The following is a 23,301-nucleotide window of genomic DNA, read 5'->3' as shown; positions in this document are numbered from 1 at the left end:
GAAGGTGGCTCCTCGGACGACTGACAGGAAGATTACGGGCCGGGAAGCGCCTGGCGTTATCCGGATGCTGCCGGCTTCTTGCCTGATCCTGCGCAGCCCTCGGACGAACGCCGGAAGCCGCGTATTTGCGCCCTGCACCGTCACGGTGCGCGTACCGATGCCGATACGGCTTGTCCATTTCTGCCGATTGCTTGCCTGATCCTCCAGCGGCTGCCTTACTGTCACACTCGCGCGCGCACCGCGGGCGTAAGCTGCGTGCGCCGCCACTGGAGGTCCCGCATGTCCCAGTCCTACGATCCCATTGCCGCCGGCCGCCAGGAGCTGGCCGACATCATCCAGCGCCATTGCCAGGGTGAAGGCGTCTTCGAAACCGCCATCGATTCGCTGCTGGTCGCGCGCAGCGACTGCCCCAGCGAGGGGCGCATGCCGACCCTCTACCGCCCTGCCCTGTGCGTGATCGCCCAGGGCAGCAAGGATATTCGCCTGGGCAGCGAGGTGTACCGCTACGACGAACTCAACCTGCTGGTGGTGTCGGTGACCCTGCCGGTTTCCGGACAGGTGATCGAGGCGTCGGAAGAGAAACCCTACCTGTCGATCCGCCTGGACATCGATCCGGGCGAGCTCACCCGGCTGATCGCCGAGGCCGGCCTTGCCGGCAGCACGCCGCGTCCGGCGGGACGGGGCATCTACCTGCAGCGGGTGGATTGCACCGTGCTCGATGCCCTGCTGCGCCTGATGCGCCTGCTCGATACGCCGCGCGATATCCCGATGCTGGCGCCGCTGTTCGTCCGCGAGATTCTCTACCGGCTGCTGCGCGGCCCGCAGGGACACCTGCTGCACGACCTGGCGATGACCGACAGCCAGACCCACCGCGTCACCCGCGCCATCGAGTGGCTCAACCGCAACTACGACAAGTCCCTGCGCATCGAGGAGCTGGCGCGCGAGGTGAACCTCAGCGTGTCCACCCTGCACCACCGCTTCAAGGAAGTGACCGCGCTGAGCCCGCTGCAGTACCAGAAGCAGCTGCGCCTGCAGGAGGCGCGGCGGCTGATGCTGTCGGAGGGGCTGGAGGTGGCGGTGGCCGGGCATCGCGTCGGTTACGAGAGCCCGTCGCAGTTCAGTCGCGAATACAGCCGGCTGTTCGGCGCGCCGCCGCTGCGGGATCTGGCGAGTCTGCGCGGGGCGCTGGGCAGCGAGGCCGTGCCGGCGTAATCCGCTGTTCCGATTTCGCGTAGGAGCGGACTTCGTCCGCGATCGATTTCCGGCCGCTCCGAGCTGGCCGGCTGGACATCGCGGACAGAGTCCGCTCCTACGGGGGCTTCAACCGGTGCGGGATTTTTCCCTCGCCCCGGGAACGTAAAAGGCGTTAGTCGGCCTCAGCGCTCGTAAAGCTCCAGCGGCAACCCATCCGGATCGGCGAAGAAGGTGAAGCGCTTGCCGGTCAGCTCATCCTCGCGGATCGGCTCGCAGGCCACGCCATGGCCCTCCAGATGCGCCACGGCAGCCTCCAGGTCATCCACCGCAAACGCCAGGTGACGCAGCCCCTGCGCCTCGGGATAGGACGGCCGGGGCGGTGCGCCGGGGAAGGAGAACAGCTCCAGCTGCGTCTCACCCAGCGCCAGGTCGAGCTTCCAGGAGTCGCGCGCCTCGCGGTAGGTCTCGGCGATCACCCGCAGACCCAGTACCTGGGTGTAGAAGTGCCGGGAACGCGGGTAATCCGAGCAGATCAGGGCGATGTGGTGGACGCTGTGCAGCAGGGGCATGACGGCTGGCTTCCGCGAGTGGTCGGTCGATCCATCCTGCCAGTCATACCCCAAGGGTCAATGCTGGCGGTATGAATCTGCCGGCTGGAGTGTAGGCATCGTGCCTGCTAGCATCGCGCCGCCAACCCAAACGGTCGACAGGATGTCCCCCGTACGGCCGCACCTGAAAGGAAGCAGCATGAAGAAAACCGCCCTGGCCATCGCCATTCCCCTGGCTGTCGTCGGCATTGCCGTCGCTGGCGCCTGGTACACCGGCTCGCGCGTCGAGCAGGAAATCACCCGCGGCATCGAACAGGCCAACACCCTCCTCAAGACCGACGCCCCCGACCTGGGCATGAGTGTCTCCCTGCTCGGCGTGGAGCGCGGGCTGCTCTCCAGCAGCGCACGCTACCAGGTGACCATCGCCGGCGACGACGGCGAAGCGCCCACCACCCTGGTGTTCACCGATCGCCTCGAACACGGCCCCTTCCCGGCGTCGCGCCTGGCGGCCGGCAAGCTGGCGCCGGTCATGGCGCAGAGTCATTTCGCCCTGGAGCAGAGCGAATTCACCGCGCCGCTGTTCGCTGCCGCCGCCGGCAAGGCGCCGATCAGCGGTGAGCTGGCGATTCATTACGATCAGCGCCAGGAAGGCGTCTTCGAAAGCGCCGCCCTGCAGTTCGCCCAGGACGGCGAGAGCCTGCGCCTGTCGCCGGCCACGGTGAACTTCAGCGTCTCCGGCGACCGCAAGGACGTGCGCGCCGACGGCCAGCTGGCCGAGGCCGACCTGGTGTTCCTCGACGCGCAAAGCGGCCAGCCAGTGCACGTCGAGCTGCGCGGCGTGGGCATCGCGGGCGACAAGAAGGAAAACACCAACGGCTTCGCCCTCGGCCCCAGCTCGGTCAGCCTGACGAGCCTGCGCGTGAAGGCGCCGGGCAGCCCGGAGGTGGAGCTGCGCCAGACGGTCGGCGAGGAAGTGCTCAAGCAGGGCGAGAAGGGGCTGGACCAGACCCTGTCCTACCGCGTCGGCCAGGTGGTGGTTCAAGGCCAGGAGATCGGCGGCCTGAAGCTCGACACCAGCCTGCGCAACCTCGACGAAGGCACCCTCAAGTCCATCAAGGACACCTACAACCAGTACGGCATGAGCAGCGTCGGCGACACCGGCGAGCTTACCCCGGAGCAGGAAGAGGCGCTCAAGGGCCAGTTCCTGCAACTGCTCAACAGCTCGCCGAAGCTGGCGCTGGATGAGCTTTCGCTGCAGACCGCCCATGGCGTGGCGAAGGTCTCCCTGGCCGTGGACCTGCGCAAGCCCGACCAGGCCGCGCAGAGTCCGGATGAGATGGCTCGCAGCGTGCTGGAGTCGCTCAAGGCCAACCTGAAGGTGGACAAGGCGGTGATCGGCGACGTCGTCGCGTTGCAAGCCTCGCTGGGCGGCGCGCCGGCCGGCAGCGTCGATCCGGTGGCACTCAAGCAGCAGACCGACGCCATGACCGACCTGTTCAGCGGCATGGCCCTGCAATCGGAGTGGGCCGTGCTGGACGGCAACAGCCTGAGCAGCTCGCTGGCCTATGCCGACGACAAGGTGAAGTTCAACGGCAAGGACATGACCACCGACGAGTTCGTCGCCTTCGCGATGGGCTCCGTGCAGGGGCTGGGCCTGGGTGGCGATGCCGCTGGCGCGGAAGAAGAGCTGCAGGAAGAAAGCGTGGAATAAGCCTCGCCTTAAACGAAAAAAGCCCGGCATTCGCCGGGCTTTTTTCTAGGTGCGGACCTTGTAGGAGCGAGGGGGACGCTCAGTTCTTGCTCGCGAACAGATCTTGGCGGCAGCTCCGCTACTGGGCAGGTTCGCGAGCAAGCTCGCTCCTACAGAAAAGCAGTCCTCAGCATGATCGTAGGATGGGTGGAGCGGAGCGATACCCATGCTGTCGGTGTACGGACTCGATGGGTATCGCTTCGCTCCACGCCATCCTACGTAGAGCCGAATAGCAATCCTCAGCGAGCGTTACGCACGCCTTCGGCCAGCTCGCGGCACAGGCCGAGCACGCTCTGCACCGCGTCGGCGGAGCTGGTGGCCTCGGCGATCTTGTCGATCAGCGCCGAACCCACCACCACGCCATCGGCCAGGCGGGCGATGCTCGCCGCGTGTTCCGGGGTGCGGATGCCGAAGCCGATGGACACCGGCAGGTCGGTGTGGCGGCGCAGGCGCGCCACGGCTTCCTCGACGTGGTCCAGGGTTGCCGCGCCGGCACCGGTCACGCCGGCCACCGAGACGTAGTAGACGAAGCCCGAGCTGCCATTCAGTACGGTCGGCAGGCGCTGGTCGTCGGTGGTCGGGGTGGTCAGGCGGATGAAGTCCAGGCCGGCGGCCTGGGCCGGGTGGCAGAGGTCTTCGTTGTGCTCCGGCGGCAGGTCCACCACGATCAGGCCGTCGACGCCGGCCTCTTTCGCGTCGGCGATGAACTTGTCCACGCCGTAGTAGTGGATCGGGTTGAAGTAGCCCATCAGCACCAGCGGCGTGGTGCTGTCATCCTGGCGGAATTCGCGGACCATCTTCAGGGTCTTGGCCAGGTTCTGGCCGTTGCCCAGGGCGCGGATGTTGGCCAGCTGGATCGCCGGGCCGTCGGCCATCGGGTCGGTGAAGGGCATGCCCAGCTCGATCACGTCGGCGCCGGCGGCCGGCAGGCCCTTGAGGATGTCCAGCGAGGTGGAGTAGCCCGGGTCGCCGGCGGTGATGAAGGTCACCAGGGCGGCGCGGTTCTGCTGTTTGAGTTCGGCGAAGCGGGTCTGCAGGCGGCTCATGCTTTCTGCTCCTGTTGCATGTGGTGCATGACGGTCTGCATGTCCTTGTCGCCACGACCGGACAGGTTCACCACCATGATGTGGTCCTTGGGCAGGTTCGGCGCGCGCTTGAAGACTTCGGCCAGCGCGTGGGAGGACTCCAGCGCGGGGATGATGCCTTCCAGGCGGCAGCACTGGTGGAAGGCTTCCAGCGCCTCGTGGTCGGTGATCGAGGTGTACTCGACGCGACCGATGTCATGCAGCCATGCGTGTTCCGGGCCGATGCCGGGGTAGTCCAGGCCGGCGGAGATGGAATGCGCGTCGATGATCTGGCCGTCCTCGTCCTGCAGCAGGAAGGTGCGGTTGCCGTGCAGCACGCCCGGCACGCCGCCGTTCAGGCTGGCCGCGTGCTTGCCGGTCTCGATGCCGTGGCCGGCGGCTTCGACGCCGACGATCGCAACGCTCTTGTCATCCAGGAACGGGTGGAACAGGCCCATGGCGTTGGAACCGCCGCCGATGCAGGCGACCAGGGAATCGGGCAGGCGCCCTTCCTTCTCGGCCAGCTGCTCGCGGGTTTCTTTGCCGATGACCGCCTGGAAGTCGCGGACCATCGCCGGGTACGGGTGCGGTCCGGCCACGGTGCCGATCAGGTAGAAGGTGCTGTCGACGTTGGTCACCCAGTCGCGCAGGGCTTCGTTCATCGCGTCCTTCAGGGTGCCGGTACCGGCGGTGACCGGGATCACCTCGGCGCCGAGGAGCTTCATGCGGAACACGTTGGCCTGCTGGCGATCGATGTCGGTGGTGCCCATGTAGATCACGCATTGCAGGCCGAAGCGCGCGGCCACGGTGGCGGTGGCCACGCCGTGCATGCCGGCGCCGGTCTCTGCGATGATGCGTTTCTTGCCCATGCGCCGGGCCAGCAGGATCTGGCCGATGCAGTTGTTGATCTTGTGTGCGCCGGTGTGGTTCAGCTCTTCGCGCTTGAGATAGATCTTCGCGCCGCCGCAGTGCTCGGTCAGGCGCTCGGCGAAGTACAGCGGGCTCGGGCGGCCGACGTAGTCGCGCTGGAAGTAGGCCAGTTCCTTCTGGAACTCCGGATCGTCCTTGGCCTTCTCGTATTCGCGGGCCAGGTCGTGGATCAGCGGCATCAGGGTCTCGGCGACGTACTGGCCGCCGAAGCTGCCGAACAGGCCCTTGGCGTCGGGACCGTTGCGCAGTGTGGACATGGGAAGGCTCCTTTGTTGTAAGGGTAGGTGCCGGCTGGGGGCAATCGCGGACGGAGTCCGCTCCTACGAATGGTGCTCAGGATACGGCTGTGTGATGACGGGGAAAAGCGATAAGATCGCCTCAACCTGTCAGGAAAACTCACAGATAAACCGCCATGAGCCGAGACCTTCCCCCGCTCAATGCCCTGCGTGCCTTCGAGGCTGCCGCCCGCCTGCGCGGCGTGAGCCCGGCGGCGGATGAGCTGAACGTCACCCATGGCGCGGTAAGTCGGCAGATCCGCCAGTTGGAGGAGGAACTGGGCGTCACCCTGTTCGTCAAGGAAGGGCGCGGCGTAAAACTCACCGATGCCGGCCAGCGCCTGAGCGAAGTCGCCAGCGACGCCTTCGAGCGCCTGCGCAACGTCAGCGCCGAGCTGCGCCGCCAGGCCGACGGCAATGCGCCCTTCGTGCTCGGTTGTCCGGGCAGCCTGCTCGCCCGCTGGTTCATCCCGCGGCTGGACCGGCTGAACCGCGACCTGCCCGGCCTGCGCCTGCAATTGTCGGCCAGCGAAGGCGAGATCGACCCGCGCCGCGCCGGCCTCGATGCCACCCTGCACTTCGCCGAGCCGCCGTGGCCGGCGGACATGCAGGTGCACGAACTGGCGGTGGAGCGCGTCGGCCCGGTGCTCAGCCCCCGCTATTCGCGTTTCGCCGAACTCTGCGCGGCGCCTGCCACTGCGCTGCTGGGCGAGTCGCTGCTGTACACCAGCTCGCGCCCGCAGGCATGGCCTGCATGGGCAACCAATACCGGCCTGGACGCTGGCGCCCTGCGGCTCGGACAGGGTTTCGAGCACCTCTACTACCTGCTGGAGGCGGCGGTGGCCGGCCTGGGCGTGGCCATCGCGCCGCAGCAGGTGGTGGCCGATGACCTCGCCGCCGGCCGCCTGGCCGCGCCCTGGGGCTTCGTCGAAACCCGTGCGCGGCTGGCGCTGTGGGTGCCCGCGCGTCTGCCGGACCGGCGCGCCGCGCTGCTGGCGGAGTGGCTGCGCGGTGAGCTGAACGTCTGAGCCTGCGGTTTGCCCTGAGTCCACCCCTCTACTAGTGTCCTAGGAAGGCGCTGGCGCACTGCCTGTGCGGCGCGACGAACACAGGAGAATGGGCATGTCGAATCATCACACCTACAAGAAGATCGAGCTGGTCGGCTCCTCGCGCACCAGCATCGAGGACGCCATCAACAATGCCCTGGCCGAGGCGGCCAAGAGCATCGACTTCCTGGAGTGGTTCGAGGTGGTGGACACCCGTGGACACATTGAGAACGGCGCGGTCGGTCACTACCAGGTGACCATCAAGGTCGGATTCCGGATTGCCAACAGCTAAGGCTGCCCGGAACACCACGAGCGACCCTCGGACATTTGTCATGCGTGCCTGCGATGCTTGCGGCGCGCCTTGAGCGGTGCACCGGGCTTGCCCGGTTTTCGGCCCGGCTGGGCCTTTTCATGTGAATGGCGAGGGAGCGTTAACGATGAAGAAGTTTCTGTTGGCCGTGGGGGTCTTCGCACTGGCGGGCAATGTCCTGGCCGCTGGCAAACCGTGCGAGGAGCTGAAAGCGGAGATCGACGCGAAGCTCAAAGCCAAGGGCGTCACCTCCTACACGCTGGAGATCGTCGACAAGGGCAGCGCCACCGACAAGAAGGTGGTGGGCACCTGCGACGGCGGCACGAAGGAAATCGTCTACTCGAAGTAAGGCTTTCGCAGTGGATGAGCGGCCGGGCGCCCGCAAGGGCCCCGGCCTTTTTTCATGCTGGCGCCGGGCACTCTGTCGCCGGGCGGCGGTCCACCGTTAGGATAACGACGCCCCGCGTTGGGGTATGACGAGGGAATGCGATGACGATGAAGTGGGCCGTGGCGACAAGCGTGGCGCTGCTGCTGGCGACGCCGGCGAGCTGGGCGGCAACCAAGCCGTGCGAGGAACTCAAGGCGGAGATCGAGACCAAGATCCAGGCCGCCGGGGTGACGTCCTACACCCTGGAGATCGTGGACAAGTCCGAGGTGAAGGACCCGAACATGGTGGTCGGTACCTGCGACGGCGGGAAGCGGCGGATCATCTACCAGAAGAACGACAGCTGAGTTTCCCCTCGTGCCGGACTTCGCGGTCGCGTAGGAGCGGACTCTGTCCGCGATCGTTTCATCGCAGCACCGGACGAACAGGTCGCAGGGCCAGACTATCGCGGACAGAGTCCGCTCCTACGCAACGATCAGCCATGCAGCGCGCCTTTCCGTCAGAACAACCCGCAATTCACCGGCCCCTGGAAATCCGTCTTCGCCACCAGCTTCCCGCTGGCGTCGGTCAGCAGCGCCAGGGCGCTGCGCAGTTGCGGGCGCAGTTCCAGGCGGTAGCGCTGGCCGGCGGCGAAGTCGTCGTAGCTCACCTTGACCCGGCAGGTCAGTTCCGCGGGCTCGTTGTTCATGCCCATGCCGCCGCCGGAGGGGATTTCGTACTGGAAGCGCACCACCAGGTCATGGTGCCCGGGCGTCACCTGGTAATAACGCCCGTCGTTGACCGACTTGCCGTCCAGCCGCTCGGCCATCAGCGTCTTGCCGGCCGTGGTGTAGAGGTCGATCCAGGCCATCTGCGGGTCGTGGGCGGGCAGCGGGCCGGCGCAGCCGCCCAGCAGGGCGAGCGCGAAGAGCAGACACAGGCGCATGACGGTTCACCGTGGCGAAGGACTTGTCGCCACAGCATAACCTGCAAGCCTGCGCAGCGACGTCAGGCGCTGTCGCAGCCGCGTTCGCGGCCCCGGGCGATCTCGTTGGATTGCCCGTCATACAGCTTGGCCCAGGGGCGGAAGCCGATGCTGCCGGTCTCCAGGCGATAACGCTGGCCGGCGGCGAAATCCTTGTACTTCACCGTCATCTCGCAATTGCGCCACAGGCTCTGGTCCACCGGACCGATGTCCACCGGCTCGACCTGGAACTGGAAGCGCACGCGCAGCTCGTGCTGGCCCGGATCGACCTCGAAGTAGCGCGAGCTGGGCCATTCCTTGTCGTCGACCTGGGTGGCCGCAAGGTCGCTCTGGCTGTTGGTGTCCAGGTCGATCCATGCGCGGTTGGGGTCCGGTTGTGGCATCAGCATGGCGCAGCCGCTCAGGGTGAGCAGGCTGATGGCAGTGAGAAGGGCGCGCATCGGGGGACTCCTGGGTAGGTTGCGTCGTGCCAGCGGGCGGACCAGGCGCTGTGCTATGTTCCGCGCATGCCCTTCCGCCTTCTTATCCCGACACTCGACCGCCGCCTGTGCCGCTGGGTTCCCTGCCTGGCGATCTGGGCGCTGAGCGGTTGTTCCACGGTGGGTTATTACGGGCAGCTGGCCGACGGCCAGCTGCGCCTGCTGGCCGCCCGCGAACCGGTGTCCGAGGTGGTCGCCGACCCCGCCCGCGACCCGGTGCTGCGCCGGCGCCTGGAGCAGTCCCAGGAGGCGCGCGCCTTCGCCAGCGCCGCGCTGGGCCTGCCGGACAACGGCAGCTACCGCCTCTATGCGGATATCCACAGGCCCAACGTGGTGTGGAACGTCTTCGCCACCCCGGAGCTGTCATTGCGGCCGGTCACCCATTGCTTCCCCATCGCCGGCTGCGTGGCCTACCGCGGCTACTACGGCGAGGCGGGCGCCCAGGGCGAGGCGAAGCGGCTGAAGGATGAGGGGATGGACGTCTACGTCGGCGGTGTGGAGGCCTACTCGACCCTCGGCTGGTTCGACGACCCGATCCTCAGCAGCATGTTGCGCTGGGGCGACCAGCGCCTGGCCGAGACCATCTTCCACGAGCTGGCGCACCAGAAGTTCTACCTGCCGGGCGACACCGCCTTCAACGAATCCTTCGCCTCCTTCGTCGAGGCCGAGGGCGGCCGCCGCTGGCGCGCCGCACGCGGCCTGGCAGAGGAATCGCCGCAGCTCGCCGGGCAGCGCAAGCGCTTCACCCAACTGGTGCTCGATACCCGAAAGCGCCTGCACAAGCTCTACGCCAGCCCGCTCAGCGACGCCGAGAAGCGCGCCGGCAAGGCGGCGGAATTCGAGCGGCTGCGCCGTGAGTACCGCGAGCTGTGCGAGCACGAATGGGGCGGCAAGGCGCCGTTCGACAACTGGGTCAATGGCCCGCTGAACAACGCCAAGCTGCTGCCCTTCGGGCTCTACGACCAGTGGGTGCCCGCCTTCGCCGCGCTGTTCGCCCAGGTGGGCGGCAACTGGCCGGCCTTCTATGCGCGGGTGGAGAAGCTCGGGGCGATGCCGCCGGCACAGCGCACGGCGGCGCTGGAGAAGCTGATGGCGGGCGGGTTCGTCAGCTTCCGGTGAGTCCTTTGCCGGAGTTGGTTCGCGAGCAAGCTCGCTCCTACAGGCCAGTGCGGGGCAGCTTTTCGTAGGAGCGAGCTTGCTCGCGAACCGCCCAGCGCCGGTCTCCCCTTTAGGAGCGGGCGCGTTTCTACAGGCCCTAGCGTGTCACTCCGCCCGGTCGGGACTATGCAGCGGCAAATCCAGCTGCACCCGCCGCCGCAACCACGGGCTCGGCCGGTAGCGCGCCTCGCCGTAGCAGGCCTGCAGGCCCTGGAGAATGGTGAGGATGCGCGCCGCGCCGTAGTGCTCGCCGAAACCCAGCGGGCCGAAGGGATAGCCCAGCGCCAGTTGTACCGCGCGGTCCAGCGTCACCGGACTGGCGATACCGCGCTGGGCGATCTCGCAGCCCAGGTTGACGATCCCGGCGACCACTCGCTGGCTGATGAAGCCCGGCGAATCGTTGATCACCTCCACCGGCACGCCGTCGCTGCCCAGCGCCTGGCGGGCCTGGATTTCCAGTTTCGGGTCGAGGGCGGGCTGGCGCATCAGCACGCGGCGGCGGTCCAGGTCGGTGAAGGTCTCCAGCGCGAGGCTGCGCTCGGGCGGCAGGCCCAGGGCGTCGATGCGGGTACTGGCGTCGGTCCCCAGCGGGGTGACCAGGCAGATGGCGCGGGACGACGGCGCTTCACTGGTTTCCAGTACCACGCCGCCCTGGGTCAGGATCGCGGCGATGCGGTGGCGCAACTCCGGGTCCTGGCTGTCGAGCCAGTACGGGCGGTTCAGCAACACTGGCTCCGGTGGCACCTCCACTTCGTGCAGCGGCTGGCCATCGCGGTAGCGGTAGAAGCCCTCGCCGCTCTTGCGCCCGAGCAGGCCGCCGGCGACGCGCTGGGCGGCCAGGGTCGACGGCGTGTAGCGCGGGTCCTGGTAGAACTGCTGGTAGAGCGACTCCATCACCGCGTGGGAAATGTCCAGGCCGGTCAGATCGAGCAGCTCGAACGGCCCCATGCGAAAGCCGACGCCGTCGCGCAGGATGCGGTCGACCTGCGCCGGGGTGGCGATGCCTTCGCCGAGGATGCGCAGCGCCTCGGTGCTGAAGGCGCGGCCGGCGTGATTGACGATGAAGCCGGGGCTGTCCGGCGACACCGCCGGGAAGTGCCCGGCCTGCTCCGCCAGGCGGCTCAGGCGGCGCACCACCGATTCGCTGGTGCGCTGGCCGCGCACCACTTCGACGATGCGCATCAGTGTCACCGGGTTGAAGAAGTGGAAACCGGCAACCCGCTCCGGGTGCTGGCAGCGCGCGGCGATGCGGGTGACCGACAGCGACGAGGTGTTGCTCGCCAGCACGGCATCCGGCGCCACCCGCTTTTCCAGCTCGGCGAGCAGCGCCTGCTTGGCGCCGAGGTCCTCGATGATGGCTTCGATCAGCAGGTCGCAGTCGGCCAGTTCGTCCAGGCTGTGGGTCGGCAACAGGCGCTGCATCGTTCCACTCAACGCGTCGGGGCTGAGCTTGCCCTTGGCCACCGAGCGCTCCAGCAACTCGCGGTTGAAGGCCAGCGCCTGCTCCACGGTCTGCGGGTTGCTGTCGTACAGGCGCACCGGCAGGCCGGCGGTGGCGAACAGCTGGGCGATGCCTCGGCCCATGGCGCCGGCACCGATCACGCCGATGCGGTTGAAGGACTCGGTCATGCTGCGGGTCTCATCGTGCGTACCTGCTTCAACCATAGACGCTGCGCTCATGCCGTGGTTCTCCGGGCCAGTTCCAGGTCGCGCAACTGGCGGCGCAGCAACTTGCCGACGGCGGTCTTGGGCAATTCCTCAAGCACCTCGACGAAGCTCGGCACCTTGTAGCCGGTGAGGTGCTCGCGGCAATGGGCAATGATCGCCGCCGCATCGAGCGCGGGGTCGCGCAGGCTGACGAACAGCTTCACCGCTTCGCCCTTGCGGGCGTCCGGCACACCGATGGCCACGCATTCGCGCACGCCGGGATGGCGCATCACCGCGTCTTCCACTTCGTTGGGGAACACGTTGAAGCCCGAGACCAGAATCATGTCCTTCTTGCGGTCGACGATCTTCAGCATGCCGTCGGCATCCAGCTCGGCGATGTCGCCGGTCTTCAGCCAGCCATCGGCGGTCAGCACCTGGGCGCTCTCCTCCGGGCGCTGCCAATAGCCCTGCATGACCTGCGGGCCGCGCAGCCACAGCTCGCCGGGCTGGTCGGGGCCGGTGTCGTTGCCCTCCTCGTCCACGGTGCGCAGCTCGGTGTCCACCAGCGCCTGCCCGACGTAGCCCTCGCGGTACGGGCTCAGCAGCGTGCCGGTGGAAACCACGGGCGACGCCTCGGTCAAGCCGAAGCCTTCGCGCACCGGGGCGCCGGTCAGTTCTTCCCAGCGCCGGCCAACTTCGCGGTTCAGCGGCGCGCCGCCGGAGGTCACCCATTTCAGGTGGCTGAAGTCGATGGCGGCGAAATCCGGGTGGTTCATCAGGCCGACGAACAGGGTGTTGATCCCGCTCATCAGGGTGAAGGGGTAACAGCGCATGGCGCCGATGATCTCGTCGAGGTTGCGGCCGTCGCGGATGAACACCGTGTGCAGGCCCATGCCCACCGAGGACAGCAGGTTCGTGGCGAACGCCATGATGTGATAGAGCGGCAGCGGCGCGATGCGCACGTCGGTGGCCGGCTCCAGCAGGCCGGGACGCAGGAACAGTTCGAGGGTCTGCACGACGTTGGCGAGCAGGCTGCGGTGGCTGAGCATGGCGCCCTTGGAGACGCCCGTGGTGCCGCCGGTGTACTGCAGCAGCGCGAGGCGGTCCAGGCCGGGCTCGGCATCCAGCGGCGGTGCGTCGGCGCCCAGGCGCAGGGCCTGCTGGAAGCGCGTGCAATCGGCTTCGTCGCTGTCGAACTGTGGGTGCTCGATATCGTCGATGGAAGTCAGCAGTACCTGCCGTACCGCGCTGTGTGTCTGCACGCCGCGCAGCAGCGGCAGCAGGCGGTCGAGCAGCAGGACGGCGCTGGCGCCGGAGTCGGCCAGCTGGTGGCGCAGCTCGCCGGCGGTGTACTGCGGGTTGGTGTTCACCAGCACCACCCCGGCCTTCAGCGCACCGAAGGTGGCGATGGGGTACTGCAGGGAGTTGGGCAGCATCAGCGCCAGGCGCTCGCCGGGTTGCAGGCCGGCGTGGTGGCGCAGGTAGCGGGCGAAGGCGTCGGCCTGGCGCTCCAGCTCGGCGAAGCTCAGGTGGCTGTCGCCACAGGAGAACGCGAGGCGCTCGGGAAACTCGCGACAGGCGTCGCGCAGCAGGTCGTGGAGGTTCCCGTAGCCGTGTCGGGCGATCTCACGGGCTACGTATCCGGTCGGTTGAGCGGGCATCGACTTCTCCGTACTTTTTCTCTGAGCCTTGAATTATTGTTCTGCACAGCGAAACAGTGTGTCGAAATCGATGGTATGCGATAGGCTGACATGACGCAACGAGCAGGTTCGGGACCGCTGCGGGAAATGCAGCCGATCTGCTATCGTTCGCCCGCGCCGCCAGCGGCGCCCGTCAACAGGATTTCCCCGCCGAGGCCCCATGAGCGACGACGTCGAAGACAGCAGCAACCCCAAGGACCGCAAGTTCGTCGAGGCCCTCGCCCGCGGGCTGGACGTGCTGCGCGCCTTCACCCACGGCTCGGTGGTGCTCGGCAACCAGGAAATCTCGCGGATCACCGGGCTGCCCAAGCCCACCGTGTCGCGCATGACCTACACCCTGACCAAGCTCGGCTACCTCTGCTACTCGCAGCAGCACGAGAAGTACCAGCTGGATTCCGGCGTGCTGGCGCTGGGGTATGCCTACGTGTCCAACCTGCGGGTGCGCCAGCTGGCCAAGCCGTACATGGACGCCTTCGCCCGTCGCACCAACACCACGGTTGGCCTGACCTGCCGCGACTGGCTGTCGATGATCTACGTGGAGAACTGCCGCCCGCCGGAAGCCACCTCGCTGCGCATGGACGCCGGTGTGCGCCTGCCGTTGGCGACTACCGCCGCTGGCCGCGCCTACCTCGCCGCGACGCCGGAGCAGGAGCGCGAGCATCTGTTGTCGGCGCTGGAAGCGCGCCATGAAGGCGACTGGAGCGTGATGCGCGAGTCGCTGGAGGCTTCGTTCGAGGAATACCGCCAGCATGGATTCTGCCTGTCGCTGGGCGACTGGGACCGCAATGTGCGCGCGGCCGGCGTGCCGTTGCGCCTGGCTGACGGCGGGCTGATGGCCTTGACCTGTGGGGCGCCGTCGTTCCAGCTCAGCGAGGAGACCCTGCGCGGCTCGCTGGCCCATGAGCTGGAGATGCTGGCGCGGGATATCGAGAGTCTTGGGGCCTGATATTCCCTGACCGGGAGAACCGCTTTAGTAGGAGCGGAGCTTCTCCGCGAAATCCATCGCGGCTGACTCGGTGCTCTATGTGAACACTGGCGTCATGCGCTCACGTAGGAGCGGACTTCGTCCGCGATGTGTCTGCCTCACGCCATGTTTCCCGCGTCGCTTCGGCGTGTGCGTGGGCTTCTTGTTTCGCCCCCTCGGGCGAGTCACTTCTTCCAAACGCCGAAGAAGTAACCAAGAAGGCTTGCCCCTGCATCCGGGTCCCGCTTCGCGGGACTCCCCTCGCTCCATCGAAGTTTCAGGGGCCCGCCGCGAAGGGCCATCCCTGGCCCATCGCGGCTCTCGCGGCATCCATGCCGCTCAACCCCTGAAACTCCGATTCCACTCGGCCTCCTGAAGGGGCGCTCCGGTGTGTGCGGAAGTTTCTCTGGAAGTCGATTTTTGTAGGAGCGAGCTTGCTCGCGAACGGATTCACCGGCGACTACGGCGCTGGGCAGTTCGCGAGCAAGCTCGCTCCTACAAAGAGGCGGCAGCTCGCCTCACGCCACCTCCATGAGGCTCGCATACACCTTCAGATGATGATCGTCGTCCCCCAGCTGATGGCTGAGCATCACCAGCCGCTTGGCGTGATGCGCCAATACGTATTCCCAGGTCATGCCGATGCCGCCGTGCAGCTGGATCGCCTGTTCGGCCACGTAGCGTGCCGCGCGGGTGACGATGAACTTGGCGGCGGCCAGGGTGCGGCTGCGCTCGGTGCTGTCGGGCTGGTCGGCGACGCAGGCGGCGAGGATCGCCATGCTGGTGGCCTGCTCCAGCTCGCTGCGCATGTCCACCATGCGGTGCTGCAGCACCTGGAACTTGCCGATGGGGATGCCGAACTGCTTGCGCGTCTTCAGGTAGTCCAGGGTCAACGCGCAGGCTTCCTGCAGGCTGCCCAGGGCTTCGGCGCACTGTGCGGCAATCGCCCTGCCCTGTTGATAACGCAGCGCCGGCGGCGCCTCACCGGGCGTGCCGATGGCTTCGCCGACAGCGCCATCAAGGAACAGCTCGCAGGCGCGCTGGCCGTCCACCGTCGGGTACTCGCGGCGGCCCACGACGGGCTGCTGCGGATCGACGAGGAACAGGCCGATGCCCGCCTCGTCCCGTGCATTGCCATTGATGCGCGCCGAGACCAGGATCGCCGTGGCGCTCTGCCCGCCGATCACCACCGCCTTGCGTCCGCTCAGCTTCCAGCCGTTGCCGGCTTGCTCGGCACGGGTCTGCACATCGTGCAATTGGTAATGGCTCTGCGGCTCTTCCAGCGCGACCGCCAGTTGTGCTTCGCCGCTGGCGATGCGCGGCAGCCAGTGGTCCTTCTGCGCGTCGCTGCCCAGCTGGGCGATCAGCCCGCCGCCGTGCACCACCGATTGCAGGTAGGGCTCCAGGCACAGGCCGCGGCCCAGTTCGGTGAGCACCAGCATGCTTTCCACGCCGCCACCGAAGCCGCCGTAGGCCTCCGGCAGCGACACCGAGGTCAGCCCCAGCTCGCCGAGCTGGCGCCAGAACTCGGCGCTGTGGCCCAGCTCGGAACGGCTGAATCCCTCGCGTTTGTCGAACGGATATGCGTCGCGGACCAGGCGGGCCGCGGTGTCCTGCAGCATCTGCTGCTCTTCGCTCAGTTTGAAGTCCATGGTCCTGGCCTCACAGCTCGAGAATCATCTTGGAGACGATGTTCTTCTGGATTTCGTTGGAGCCGCCGAAGATCGACAGCTTGCGCAGGTTGAAGTACTGGCTGGCCGGTGCAGCCGAATAGTCGGCGTGCAGCGGCTCGGCGCCCAGCTCGAACTCGTCCTCGATGAAGGGCAGCGCATAGGGGCCGAGCACCTTGCGCAGCAGGTGGCTGATCGCCTGGCGGATCTCCGTGCCCTTCACTTTCAGGATCGAGCTTTCCGCCCCCGGCACACCGCCTTCGCGGGCGGCGGCGAGGATGCGCAGGGTACTCATCTCGATGGCCATCAGCTGCATCTCCACCTCCGCCACCTGGGCGCGGAACAGCGGGTCTTCGAGCATCGGCCTGCCGTCGCACAGCTCGCGGCTGGCAACCTGTTTCAGGTGCGCGAGCACCGCCTTGGATGCGCCGATGCCGGCCAGCCCGGTGCGCTCGTAGGTCAGCAGGTACTTGGCGCAGGTCCAGCCTTCGTTCTCGCGGCCCACCAGGTTTTCCACCGGTACGCGCACGTTGTCGAAGAACACCTCGTTGACCTCATGCTCGCCGTCCAGGGTGATGATCGGGCGCACGGTGATGCCGGGTGTCTGCATGTCGATCAGCAGGAAGCTGATGCCGCGCTGCTGCTGCGCCTCGGGGTCGGTGCGCACCAGGCAGAAGATCCAGTCGGCGTGCTGACCGAGGGTGGTCCAGGTCTTCTGGCCGTTCACCACGTAGTGATCGCCGTCGCGCACGGCGCGGGTCTTCAGCGAAGCGAGGTCGGAGCCGGCGCCCGGCTCGGAGTAGCCCTGGCACCACCAGTCGGTGCCGTCGAGGATGCGCGGCAGGTAATGCGCCTGCTGCTCGGGCGTGCCGAATTTGATGATCACCGGCGCGACCATGTTGACGCCGAAGGGGATGGTGCGCGGCGCGCCGAAGGCGGCGCACTCCTCTTCGAAAATGTGTTTCTGCACGGCGTTCCAGCCGGTGCCGCCGAACTCCTCCGGCCAGTGCGTGGCGTACCAGCCCTGCCCGGCGAGCACGCGCTGCCAGCGCTGGTGGTCGGCCTTGGTCAGGTGTTTGCCCAGGCGCACCTTGGTGGCGATGTCCTGGGGCAGTTGGGTTTGCAGAAACTGGCGGACTTCATCGCGGAACGCCAGTTCGTCGGGGGTGAAATGGATGTCCATGGTGGGTCCTCAGAGATCAGCGAAGCGGCGGCCTTCGGCCACCAGACGTTCGAGCAGTGGTGCGGGCTGCCACCAGGCGCCGAGGCGCTGGTGGAACTCGCGGATTCGTTCGAGTACGTGCGCAAGGCCGACGCTGTCGGCATGGAACAGCGGGCCGCCGCGCCAGGCGGGGAAGCCGTAGCCGTTGAGGAAGATCACGTCGATGTCGCTGGCGCGCTGGGCGATGCCCTCGTCGAGAATCTGGGCGGCCTCGTTGACCAATGCATAGATGCAGCGCTCGACGATCTCTTCATCGCTGATCGGCGCACGGGTGATGCCGCGTTCGGCGGCGGCCTGCTCCAGCATGGCCGGCAGCGCCGGGTTGTCCTGCGCGGCGCGGCCGCCTTCGCCGTAGTGATAGAAGCCGGTGCCGGTCTTTTGCCCGAGCATGCCGGCGGCGATCAGGTGGTCGAGCACCCGGGGCAGGACCTGGCCCGGCTTGAGGTTCGGCCGCTGGCGCGAGCGGATCGCGTGGCTGATGTCCAGGCCGGACAGGTCGCGTACCGCCAGCGGCCCCATGGCCATGCCGAAGGTGCGCAGCGCGCGGTCCACCTGCGCGGGCGTGGCGCCCTCCTCCAGCAGGAATTCGGCCTGGCGGCCGTACGGGAAGATCATGCGGTTGCCGACGAAGCCGTCGCACACGCCGACCACCACCGAGACCTTCTTCAGGCGCTTGCCCAGCTGCATGGCGCTGGCCAGCACGGCATCCGAGGTGGCTTTGCCGCGCACCACTTCCAGCAGGCGCATGACGTTGGCCGGGCTGAAGAAGTGCAGGCCGACCACGTCCTGCGGCCGCTTGGTGAAGGCGGCGATTGCGTCGAGGTCCAGCGAGGAGGTGTTGCTGGCGAGGATCGCGCCGGACTTGCAGACCGCATCCAGTTTTTCGAAGACCTGGCGCTTCACCTCCAGGCTCTCGAACACGGCTTCGACCACCACGTCGGCGTCGCCCAACGCGGCGTAGTCGAGCACGCCGCTGATCAGGCCCATGCGCCGCTCCATCTCCTCGGCCCCCAGGCTGCCGCGCGCCACGCTGGCGGCGTACAGGCTGCGGGCGCGGTCGAGACCGCGCTGCAGAGCTTCTTCATTCACTTCCAGCAGTTGCACGGGGATGCCGGCGTTGGCGAAGCACAGCAGGATGCCGACGCCCATGGTGCCGCCACCGATGACGGCGGCGCGGCGGATTTCCCGTGGCTGCACCTCGGCGGCCAGCCCGTCGACCCGTGTTGCTTCGCGCTCGGCGAAGAAGGCGTGGATCAGCGCGGCGCGTTGCGGGGATTCCATGCATTGCAGGAACAACTCGCGCTCGCGCGCCAGGCCTTCGCGCAATGGCAGCTGGGTCGCGGCTTCCACCGCGTCGACGCAGCGCAGCGGGGAGAACTGACCGGGCAGGCGCTTCTGCACGTCGCCGCGCTTGTGGGCAATCAGCTCGGCGAGGCCGCTTGCCTGCACGCGTTCGTTGCGTTCGCCGGTGCGTCGCGGGCCCTTGCCGTCCGCCAGCAGCCGCTGGGCGAAGGCGAGGCCGGCTTCGATGAGATCACCGTCGAACAGTTCATCGACGATGGCGCTGTCCAAGGCCTCGGTCGCTCGGATCGGCGTGCCGGAGACGATCATGTCCAGAGCTTTTTCCACGCCCGCCAGGCGCGGCAGACGCTGGGTGCCGCCGGCGCCGGGCAGCAGGCCGAGCTTCACTTCCGGCAGGCCGACCTGGGCGTCGCGGCGGGCGATGCGGTAATGGCAGGCCAGAGCGACTTCCAGGCCGCCGCCCAGGGCGGTGCCGTAAATCACGGCGACGCTGGGCTTGCTGGAGGCTTCGATGGCTTCGATCACCTCCGGTAGCAAGGGCGCCTGCGGCGGCTTGCCGAACTCACGGATATCCGCACCGGCCATGAAGGTGCGCCCGGCACACACCAGCACCACCGCGCGTACCTGCGGATCGGCCTCGGCCTGCTGGAAGGCTTTGAGCAGCCCGGCCCGGACGGACTGTCCGAGGGCGTTCACCGGTGGGCTGTCGACCGTGACCAGAGCGATCTCGCCCCGGCGTTCGTGTTGTACCGCCTCTGACATGCTGAGCTCCGCTATTGATTTGTTTTTAACGGAATAGTGTTTCGCTGTGCAGAATACGATGGTCGTTTTTCCTTGTCGAGTAGGTTGCTCCGTGCTTTTTGTAGGACCGAAGGAGATGCCCGGAGGCAGACCTTTCGCGAGCAAGCTCGCTCCTGCAGGCGATGCATCGGCGTGGGATGCTGGTGAGAGCGCTACATTCGCCCGATGAATACGATTCGGGCTGCGAGCCAGGCACGGCATAGTTGAATCTGGCTCTCACGGAAGGTCGCGTCATGCACGAGTTCGAACATCAACTGCTGGCGGTCAACGGCATCCAGCTCAGCCTCTACAGCTGCGGCCCGGCGAACGGCAGGCCGGTGTGGCTGCTGCATGGCTTTCCCGAGTGCTGGCATTCCTGGCAGCACCAGATGCGTGCGCTCTCCTCCGCCGGCTACCGCGTGTTCGCCCCGGAGATGCGCGGCTTCGGCCAGAGCAGTGCGCCGCAGGCGGTAGACGCCTATGACGTGCTGACGCTCTGCGCGGATATCCAGGGCGCCATGGACGCGCTCGGCCACGAGCGCGTGGCGATGATCGGGCACGATTGGGGCGCACCGGTGGCCTGGCACCTGGCGCTGCTGGAGCCGCAACGCGTGGAGGTGTTGGTGACCCTGTCGGTGCCCTTCGCCGGTCGCGCCAAGCGTCCTGCGGTGGAGATCATGCGCGAGGTGTTCGCCGGCAAGTTCTTCTACATCCTCTACTTCCAGCAGCCCGGCCGTGCCGAGGCCGAACTGGATGCGGATATCGCATTAACCCTGCGCCATTTCCTCGGCGACAACGTGAGCTTGGCGCCGGAGCAGTCACCCGAAGGCCGGTTGTTCGACGGCCTGCCCTCGCCGCCTGCGCACCCGGCCTGGTGCAGCGCCGAGGACTTCCAGTGGTATGTGCGCACCTTCGAGGGCCGTGGCTTCCATGGCGCGCTGAACTGGTACCGCAATTTCGAGCGGACCTGGCAACGCACCGAACCGCTGGCCGGGCGCAAGATCGAACAGCCGACGCTGTTCCTGATCGGCGACCGCGACCCGGTCGGGCGCTTCGAGGCTTACACGCTGCAGCGCATGCCTGCGCATGTGCCGAAGCTGGAACAGCATGTGCTGGAGAAATGCGGCCACTGGATCCAGAACCAACAGCCAGAGCGGGTCAATGCGTTACTGGGCGACTTCCTCGCCCGGCACTACCCGGCGTGAGGTTCAGGCCTGGCGGCGCATGCCGATGTGCGGGATGTCGTCCTCCAGGTAAACCTCGGTAACCGGGGCGAAGCCATAGCGGCCGTAGTAACCCTGCAGGTGCGCCTGGGCCGAAAGGTAGATCGGCAGCCCCGGCCAGCGCTGGGCAATGGCTTGCAACGCCTGCTCCATCAACTGGTGCCCGAGGCCGGTGCCGCGCCCTGCCGGGGCGATCACCACGCGGCCGATGACCACGTCGCCGTCGTGGCGCTCGGGGTCCAGCAGGCGCAGGTAGCCGATCAGCTGGCCACCCTCTTCCACCATCAGGTGGCAGGTGTCGCCGACGAGGTCGAGGCCATCGACTTCCTGGTAGGGGCATTTCTGCTCGACCACGAAGACTTCGGTTCGCAGGCTGAGGATGGCGTACAGCTCTTCCTTGCTCAGGTCGCTGTGGTGCTTGCAGGTCCAGTTCCGGGCCATTGGGGGTACTCCTTCCGATAAGCTGCTCATCTTAACGCGCCGCTCAGACCGGCGCCTGGAAGCGCAGGCGCGACGAGCCGCCGAGGTGGCGACGCAGCGCCTCGATGGCGACCTTGACCTTGGCCGGCTGGGCATCGCGGCGCGGGGTCACGGCGTAGATGCCGAACGGCGGCAGCGTCCAGTCCGGCAACAGCCGCTGCAAGCGGCCCTCCTCCAGTGCCTCGCGGACTTCCGGCTCGGGCTGCGCGGACACACCCAGCCCGTCGAGGGTGAACTGGCGCAGGGCGATCATGCTGTTGGCGGCAACGCGGGGCTCCAGGCGCAGCTTGCAGCCCCCCCCGTCCGGCCCGCTGAAGTTCAGGTAACCCTGGTGCGCCACCGTGTTCAGCGCCAGCCAGTCGACGCCCTGCAGCTGCTGCGGGTGGTCGACAGGCCCGATGCGCCGCAGGTAGGACGGCGCGGCGCAGATGACGTTGTTCCACTCGGCCAGGTGACGCGCCACCAGGCTCGAATCCGAGAGGCTGCCGACGCGGATGGCGAGGTCGATGCGCTGTTCGATCATGTCGATCTGCTCGTCGTGGAAGAACAGCTGCAGGCGCAGTTGGCGATGGTTTTCCAGCAACGGACGCAGGGCTTCGGTGATCAGCTTGCCGGAGAAGCCCACCGGGGCGGCCAGGCGCAACTCGCCCACCGGTGCCTCGCGCCATTCGCCCAGGCGCTGCTCCGCCTCTTCTGCGATCGCCAGCATCTGCGCGCAACTGCGGTAGAAGGCTTCGCCCGCCTCGGTCAGCGTCAGCTTGCGGGTGGTGCGGTGCAGTAGCGTCACCTGGGCGTGGGCTTCGAGCTTGCGGATCTGCTGGCTGACTGCCGAGGGTGTCATGCCCAGGCTTTCGGCGGCGGCGGCCATGGAACCGCGAGCCACCACGGTGGCGAAGACCGCCATGCCCTTGAGGTTGTCCATTGTGAAGCTCCGCTTAAGAGTGAAAGGCAAAATAGCGGGTTTTTCCCTGGATTTCCCCCGCCTAGCATGGCAACTCCCGAAAAGGAGAAGAGAACGATGCCGCTGAGCCGTGCCACTGTCGCCACCCCTGACGCCTCGCGCTACCTCAAGCGCCTGTGCAACCACTTCGCCCACAAGCTCCCGGTCGAGCTGACCGAGAATCGCGGCGTGCTGCGTTTCGATTTCGGCACCTGCCGCCTGCACGCCACGCCCGAGGCGCTGCTGATGGACGCCGAGGCCGCCGATAGCGAGGCGCTGGAGCGCCTGCAGAACGTGGTGGTCAGCCACCTCGACCGTTTCGCCTGGAAAGAAGGGCAATTGCCGGTCGATTGGCAGGCTGCCTGATCCGCTTTCGAAAATAAGCTCGGAAAAACGAAAAACCCGGCCAAGGCCGGGTTTTTTGTTGCCTGGAAAAAGCCGGTCGTCGCTCAGAAATAATGACTATTTCTGAAATAGAAGTTTCTAATCAGACCAAATTAAACAAGTAAGAACCAAAAGTGACCAGAATCGCTTTCTGTATATATTTGTATGCTTTTTAACCAAATTAAAAAGTCAATACTTTGAAATATTTTGTAACCGTGTGGCCACTTTTACCCAGAGTTATCCACACGGTCGATGCGCAAAATCTGTACAGAACGGCCCTTTACCCGGTAGGCGGCGTGATAAGGCCAGCGCTCGACCGGCAATTCCCTGACGCCGGGCACTTCACTGGGCACGCCGCTGCTGCTCAGGTCGAGGTTCGCCAGCGGGCGTACCTGCTCGACGATGTCCTGGATGGCGCGTAGCGCCTTCTCCGGGCCGATCAGCACGACGTAGTGGTCGTAGATGGCGTCCAGGTCGGCCGCGGCCTTGTGCGTCCACTGCAAGCTCATGCCAGCCCCCACTTGGCTTCGATGGCGGCGTGCTCCAGCAGGTGGCCGGCATCGGCGTCTGCCACCCCTTCATCGATGGCCGCCACGTGCCAGCTCTGGCGTTCCAGGTACTGCGCCAGGGCCTGGCGCAGGTGGTAGGGCCTGTCCCGGTGGGTGGCGCGGGCCAGCTGGTCCAGAGCCGCGACGAGGGCGTCATCGGCGCGGAAAGAGACAACGGTGGTCAATTTTTGAACAGCTCCGTTTACGCTGTATACAGTGTTTACAACGATAACATGCGTATACGAATCAAGCACTTGGCGAGGGCAAAGTTTTTTGCGAAGGAAGCGGGAGGAGGGTGCGCGGCGCCGTCTGGCGCGGCCTGAAACGTCACTTTCGCGGCT

The 23,301-nt window shown here is 66.8% G+C and carries 24 protein-coding genes; 10 read left to right on the top strand and 14 right to left on the bottom strand.

What is annotated here, in order from left to right:
- Window positions 1–279 precede the first annotated feature (279 nt).
- Complete coding sequence (locus J5M67_RS08335; RefSeq protein ID WP_207884832.1) at window positions 280–1,212, top strand: AraC family transcriptional regulator; 933 nt, start codon at window positions 280–282, stop codon at window positions 1,210–1,212.
- Between the two features lie 164 nt (window positions 1,213–1,376).
- On the opposite strand, the gene J5M67_RS08330 is transcribed toward J5M67_RS08335, so the two are convergent.
- The gene (locus J5M67_RS08330) at window positions 1,377–1,763 is read right to left on the bottom strand and encodes a VOC family protein (RefSeq protein WP_243434573.1); all 387 of its coding nucleotides are present in this window, start codon (window positions 1,761–1,763) and stop codon (window positions 1,377–1,379) included.
- Window positions 1,764–1,941: 178 nt separating this feature from the next.
- On the opposite strand from J5M67_RS08330, the gene J5M67_RS08325 reads away from it, so the two are divergent.
- The gene (locus J5M67_RS08325; protein WP_207884831.1) at window positions 1,942–3,453 is read left to right on the top strand and encodes a YdgA family protein; all 1,512 of its coding nucleotides are present in this window, start codon (window positions 1,942–1,944) and stop codon (window positions 3,451–3,453) included.
- Between the two features lie 278 nt (window positions 3,454–3,731).
- On the opposite strand, the gene trpA is transcribed toward J5M67_RS08325, so the two are convergent.
- Window positions 3,732–4,538 carry a tryptophan synthase subunit alpha gene (gene trpA, locus J5M67_RS08320; protein ID WP_207884830.1) on the bottom strand — a complete coding sequence of 269 codons (807 nt, stop codon included), beginning with the start codon at window positions 4,536–4,538 and terminating at the stop codon, window positions 3,732–3,734.
- Window positions 4,535–5,743 (bottom strand): tryptophan synthase subunit beta, encoded by a 1,209-nt coding sequence (gene trpB / locus J5M67_RS08315; protein ID WP_207884829.1) that lies wholly within the window; start codon window positions 5,741–5,743, stop codon window positions 4,535–4,537. Before trpB ends, trpA begins: the two co-directional genes overlap by 4 nt.
- A gap of 155 nt (window positions 5,744–5,898) precedes the next feature.
- Between trpB and J5M67_RS08310 the strand changes: the two genes are divergently transcribed.
- From J5M67_RS08310 to J5M67_RS08295, 4 genes are all read left to right on the top strand, one after another.
- Window positions 5,899–6,789 (top strand): LysR family transcriptional regulator, encoded by an 891-nt coding sequence (locus tag J5M67_RS08310; protein WP_207884828.1) that lies wholly within the window; start codon window positions 5,899–5,901, stop codon window positions 6,787–6,789.
- A gap of 94 nt (window positions 6,790–6,883) precedes the next feature.
- On the top strand, window positions 6,884–7,099 hold the full coding sequence (locus tag J5M67_RS08305; protein ID WP_017518905.1) for a dodecin: 216 nt from the start codon (window positions 6,884–6,886) through the stop codon (window positions 7,097–7,099).
- A 145-nt stretch (window positions 7,100–7,244) separates the two neighbouring features.
- The gene (locus J5M67_RS08300) at window positions 7,245–7,466 is read left to right on the top strand and encodes a DUF1161 domain-containing protein (RefSeq protein WP_207884827.1); all 222 of its coding nucleotides are present in this window, start codon (window positions 7,245–7,247) and stop codon (window positions 7,464–7,466) included.
- A 140-nt stretch (window positions 7,467–7,606) separates the two neighbouring features.
- The gene (locus J5M67_RS08295; protein WP_207884826.1) at window positions 7,607–7,849 is read left to right on the top strand and encodes a DUF1161 domain-containing protein; all 243 of its coding nucleotides are present in this window, start codon (window positions 7,607–7,609) and stop codon (window positions 7,847–7,849) included.
- 152 nt (window positions 7,850–8,001) lie between these two features.
- On the opposite strand, the gene J5M67_RS08290 is transcribed toward J5M67_RS08295, so the two are convergent.
- Window positions 8,002–8,427: a hypothetical protein gene (locus J5M67_RS08290; protein ID WP_207884825.1), complete on the bottom strand. Its 426-nt coding sequence runs from the start codon at window positions 8,425–8,427 to the stop codon at window positions 8,002–8,004.
- Window positions 8,428–8,489: 62 nt separating this feature from the next.
- Complete coding sequence (locus tag J5M67_RS08285) at window positions 8,490–8,906, bottom strand: hypothetical protein (protein ID WP_207884824.1); 417 nt, start codon at window positions 8,904–8,906, stop codon at window positions 8,490–8,492.
- Window positions 8,907–8,972: 66 nt separating this feature from the next.
- On the opposite strand from J5M67_RS08285, the gene J5M67_RS08280 reads away from it, so the two are divergent.
- On the top strand, window positions 8,973–10,064 hold the full coding sequence (locus tag J5M67_RS08280) for an aminopeptidase (protein ID WP_207884823.1): 1,092 nt from the start codon (window positions 8,973–8,975) through the stop codon (window positions 10,062–10,064).
- Window positions 10,065–10,208: 144 nt separating this feature from the next.
- Here J5M67_RS08280 and J5M67_RS08275 read toward each other — a convergent pair whose 3' ends face one another.
- Both J5M67_RS08275 and J5M67_RS08270 read right to left on the bottom strand, forming a co-directional pair.
- Window positions 10,209–11,732: a 3-hydroxyacyl-CoA dehydrogenase gene (locus tag J5M67_RS08275; protein ID WP_207884822.1), complete on the bottom strand. Its 1,524-nt coding sequence runs from the start codon at window positions 11,730–11,732 to the stop codon at window positions 10,209–10,211.
- A gap of 47 nt (window positions 11,733–11,779) precedes the next feature.
- The gene (locus J5M67_RS08270; protein WP_207884821.1) at window positions 11,780–13,411 is read right to left on the bottom strand and encodes a long-chain fatty acid--CoA ligase; all 1,632 of its coding nucleotides are present in this window, start codon (window positions 13,409–13,411) and stop codon (window positions 11,780–11,782) included.
- A 199-nt stretch (window positions 13,412–13,610) separates the two neighbouring features.
- On the opposite strand from J5M67_RS08270, the gene J5M67_RS08265 reads away from it, so the two are divergent.
- Window positions 13,611–14,396, top strand: a complete 786-nt coding sequence (locus J5M67_RS08265) for an IclR family transcriptional regulator (protein ID WP_207884820.1) — start codon at window positions 13,611–13,613, stop codon at window positions 14,394–14,396.
- A 536-nt stretch (window positions 14,397–14,932) separates the two neighbouring features.
- Here the strand turns inward: J5M67_RS08265 and J5M67_RS08260 are convergent.
- Genes J5M67_RS08260 through J5M67_RS08250 form a run of 3 tightly spaced genes read right to left on the bottom strand, consistent with a single transcriptional unit; the run spans window position 14,933 to window position 19,367 of the window.
- A complete protein-coding gene (locus tag J5M67_RS08260) occupies window positions 14,933–16,063 on the bottom strand; it encodes an acyl-CoA dehydrogenase family protein (RefSeq protein ID WP_207884819.1) in 1,131 nt (376 codons plus the stop codon).
- A gap of 10 nt (window positions 16,064–16,073) precedes the next feature.
- Window positions 16,074–17,264: an acyl-CoA dehydrogenase family protein gene (locus tag J5M67_RS08255; RefSeq protein ID WP_207884818.1), complete on the bottom strand. Its 1,191-nt coding sequence runs from the start codon at window positions 17,262–17,264 to the stop codon at window positions 16,074–16,076.
- A gap of 9 nt (window positions 17,265–17,273) precedes the next feature.
- Window positions 17,274–19,367, bottom strand: coding sequence for a 3-hydroxyacyl-CoA dehydrogenase NAD-binding domain-containing protein (locus J5M67_RS08250; protein WP_207884817.1), 2,094 nt, complete (start codon window positions 19,365–19,367; stop codon window positions 17,274–17,276).
- A gap of 272 nt (window positions 19,368–19,639) precedes the next feature.
- On the opposite strand from J5M67_RS08250, the gene J5M67_RS08245 reads away from it, so the two are divergent.
- Complete coding sequence (locus J5M67_RS08245) at window positions 19,640–20,590, top strand: alpha/beta fold hydrolase (RefSeq protein WP_207884816.1); 951 nt, start codon at window positions 19,640–19,642, stop codon at window positions 20,588–20,590.
- Between the two features lie 3 nt (window positions 20,591–20,593).
- Here the strand turns inward: J5M67_RS08245 and J5M67_RS08240 are convergent, their stop codons facing one another.
- Together J5M67_RS08240 and J5M67_RS08235 are read right to left on the bottom strand one after the other, a co-directional pair.
- Window positions 20,594–21,049 carry a GNAT family N-acetyltransferase gene (locus tag J5M67_RS08240; RefSeq protein WP_207884815.1) on the bottom strand — a complete coding sequence of 152 codons (456 nt, stop codon included), beginning with the start codon at window positions 21,047–21,049 and terminating at the stop codon, window positions 20,594–20,596.
- A gap of 43 nt (window positions 21,050–21,092) precedes the next feature.
- A complete protein-coding gene (locus tag J5M67_RS08235) occupies window positions 21,093–22,010 on the bottom strand; it encodes a LysR family transcriptional regulator (protein ID WP_207884814.1) in 918 nt (305 codons plus the stop codon).
- A 96-nt stretch (window positions 22,011–22,106) separates the two neighbouring features.
- Between J5M67_RS08235 and J5M67_RS08230 the strand changes: the two genes are divergently transcribed.
- Window positions 22,107–22,394 carry a DUF2218 domain-containing protein gene (locus tag J5M67_RS08230; RefSeq protein WP_207884813.1) on the top strand — a complete coding sequence of 96 codons (288 nt, stop codon included), beginning with the start codon at window positions 22,107–22,109 and terminating at the stop codon, window positions 22,392–22,394.
- Window positions 22,395–22,639: 245 nt separating this feature from the next.
- Here the strand turns inward: J5M67_RS08230 and J5M67_RS08225 are convergent, their stop codons facing one another.
- Both J5M67_RS08225 and J5M67_RS08220 read right to left on the bottom strand, forming a co-directional pair.
- A complete protein-coding gene (locus tag J5M67_RS08225; RefSeq protein WP_207884812.1) occupies window positions 22,640–22,921 on the bottom strand; it encodes a type II toxin-antitoxin system RelE/ParE family toxin in 282 nt (93 codons plus the stop codon).
- The gene (locus J5M67_RS08220; RefSeq protein ID WP_045213580.1) at window positions 22,918–23,145 is read right to left on the bottom strand and encodes a CopG family ribbon-helix-helix protein; all 228 of its coding nucleotides are present in this window, start codon (window positions 23,143–23,145) and stop codon (window positions 22,918–22,920) included. Before J5M67_RS08220 ends, J5M67_RS08225 begins: the two co-directional genes overlap by 4 nt.
- Between the last annotated feature and the right edge of the window lie 156 nt (window positions 23,146–23,301).

Origin of the sequence: Pseudomonas sp. 30_B, from assembly GCF_017491605.1 — a bacterium.
GTDB lineage: Bacteria > Pseudomonadota > Gammaproteobacteria > Pseudomonadales > Pseudomonadaceae > Pseudomonas.
The sequence above is the reverse complement of the archived record's forward strand: the minus strand, read 5'-3'. Positions and strand labels throughout refer to the sequence as shown.

Excerpts from the sequence above, each read along its gene's own strand:
- J5M67_RS08335 (WP_207884832.1), top strand. The coding sequence starts at position 280 with ATGTCCCAGTCCTACGATCCCATTGCCGCCGGCCGCCAGGAGCTGGCC.
- J5M67_RS08330 (WP_243434573.1), bottom strand. The coding sequence starts at position 1,763 with ATGCCCCTGCTGCACAGCGTCCACCACATCGCCCTGATCTGCTCGGAT.
- J5M67_RS08325 (WP_207884831.1), top strand. The coding sequence starts at position 1,942 with ATGAAGAAAACCGCCCTGGCCATCGCCATTCCCCTGGCTGTCGTCGGC.
- trpA (WP_207884830.1), bottom strand. The coding sequence starts at position 4,538 with ATGAGCCGCCTGCAGACCCGCTTCGCCGAACTCAAACAGCAGAACCGC.
- trpB (WP_207884829.1), bottom strand. The coding sequence starts at position 5,743 with ATGTCCACACTGCGCAACGGTCCCGACGCCAAGGGCCTGTTCGGCAGC.
- J5M67_RS08310 (WP_207884828.1), top strand. The coding sequence starts at position 5,899 with ATGAGCCGAGACCTTCCCCCGCTCAATGCCCTGCGTGCCTTCGAGGCT.
- J5M67_RS08305 (WP_017518905.1), top strand. The coding sequence starts at position 6,884 with ATGTCGAATCATCACACCTACAAGAAGATCGAGCTGGTCGGCTCCTCG.
- J5M67_RS08300 (WP_207884827.1), top strand. The coding sequence starts at position 7,245 with ATGAAGAAGTTTCTGTTGGCCGTGGGGGTCTTCGCACTGGCGGGCAAT.
- J5M67_RS08295 (WP_207884826.1), top strand. The coding sequence starts at position 7,607 with ATGACGATGAAGTGGGCCGTGGCGACAAGCGTGGCGCTGCTGCTGGCG.
- J5M67_RS08290 (WP_207884825.1), bottom strand. The coding sequence starts at position 8,427 with ATGCGCCTGTGTCTGCTCTTCGCGCTCGCCCTGCTGGGCGGCTGCGCC.
- J5M67_RS08285 (WP_207884824.1), bottom strand. The coding sequence starts at position 8,906 with ATGCGCGCCCTTCTCACTGCCATCAGCCTGCTCACCCTGAGCGGCTGC.
- J5M67_RS08280 (WP_207884823.1), top strand. The coding sequence starts at position 8,973 with ATGCCCTTCCGCCTTCTTATCCCGACACTCGACCGCCGCCTGTGCCGC.
- J5M67_RS08275 (WP_207884822.1), bottom strand. The coding sequence starts at position 11,732 with ATGACCGAGTCCTTCAACCGCATCGGCGTGATCGGTGCCGGCGCCATG.
- J5M67_RS08270 (WP_207884821.1), bottom strand. The coding sequence starts at position 13,411 with ATGCCCGCTCAACCGACCGGATACGTAGCCCGTGAGATCGCCCGACAC.
- J5M67_RS08265 (WP_207884820.1), top strand. The coding sequence starts at position 13,611 with ATGAGCGACGACGTCGAAGACAGCAGCAACCCCAAGGACCGCAAGTTC.
- J5M67_RS08260 (WP_207884819.1), bottom strand. The coding sequence starts at position 16,063 with ATGGACTTCAAACTGAGCGAAGAGCAGCAGATGCTGCAGGACACCGCG.
- J5M67_RS08255 (WP_207884818.1), bottom strand. The coding sequence starts at position 17,264 with ATGGACATCCATTTCACCCCCGACGAACTGGCGTTCCGCGATGAAGTC.
- J5M67_RS08250 (WP_207884817.1), bottom strand. The coding sequence starts at position 19,367 with ATGTCAGAGGCGGTACAACACGAACGCCGGGGCGAGATCGCTCTGGTC.
- J5M67_RS08245 (WP_207884816.1), top strand. The coding sequence starts at position 19,640 with ATGCACGAGTTCGAACATCAACTGCTGGCGGTCAACGGCATCCAGCTC.
- J5M67_RS08240 (WP_207884815.1), bottom strand. The coding sequence starts at position 21,049 with ATGGCCCGGAACTGGACCTGCAAGCACCACAGCGACCTGAGCAAGGAA.
- J5M67_RS08235 (WP_207884814.1), bottom strand. The coding sequence starts at position 22,010 with ATGGACAACCTCAAGGGCATGGCGGTCTTCGCCACCGTGGTGGCTCGC.
- J5M67_RS08230 (WP_207884813.1), top strand. The coding sequence starts at position 22,107 with ATGCCGCTGAGCCGTGCCACTGTCGCCACCCCTGACGCCTCGCGCTAC.
- J5M67_RS08225 (WP_207884812.1), bottom strand. The coding sequence starts at position 22,921 with ATGAGCTTGCAGTGGACGCACAAGGCCGCGGCCGACCTGGACGCCATC.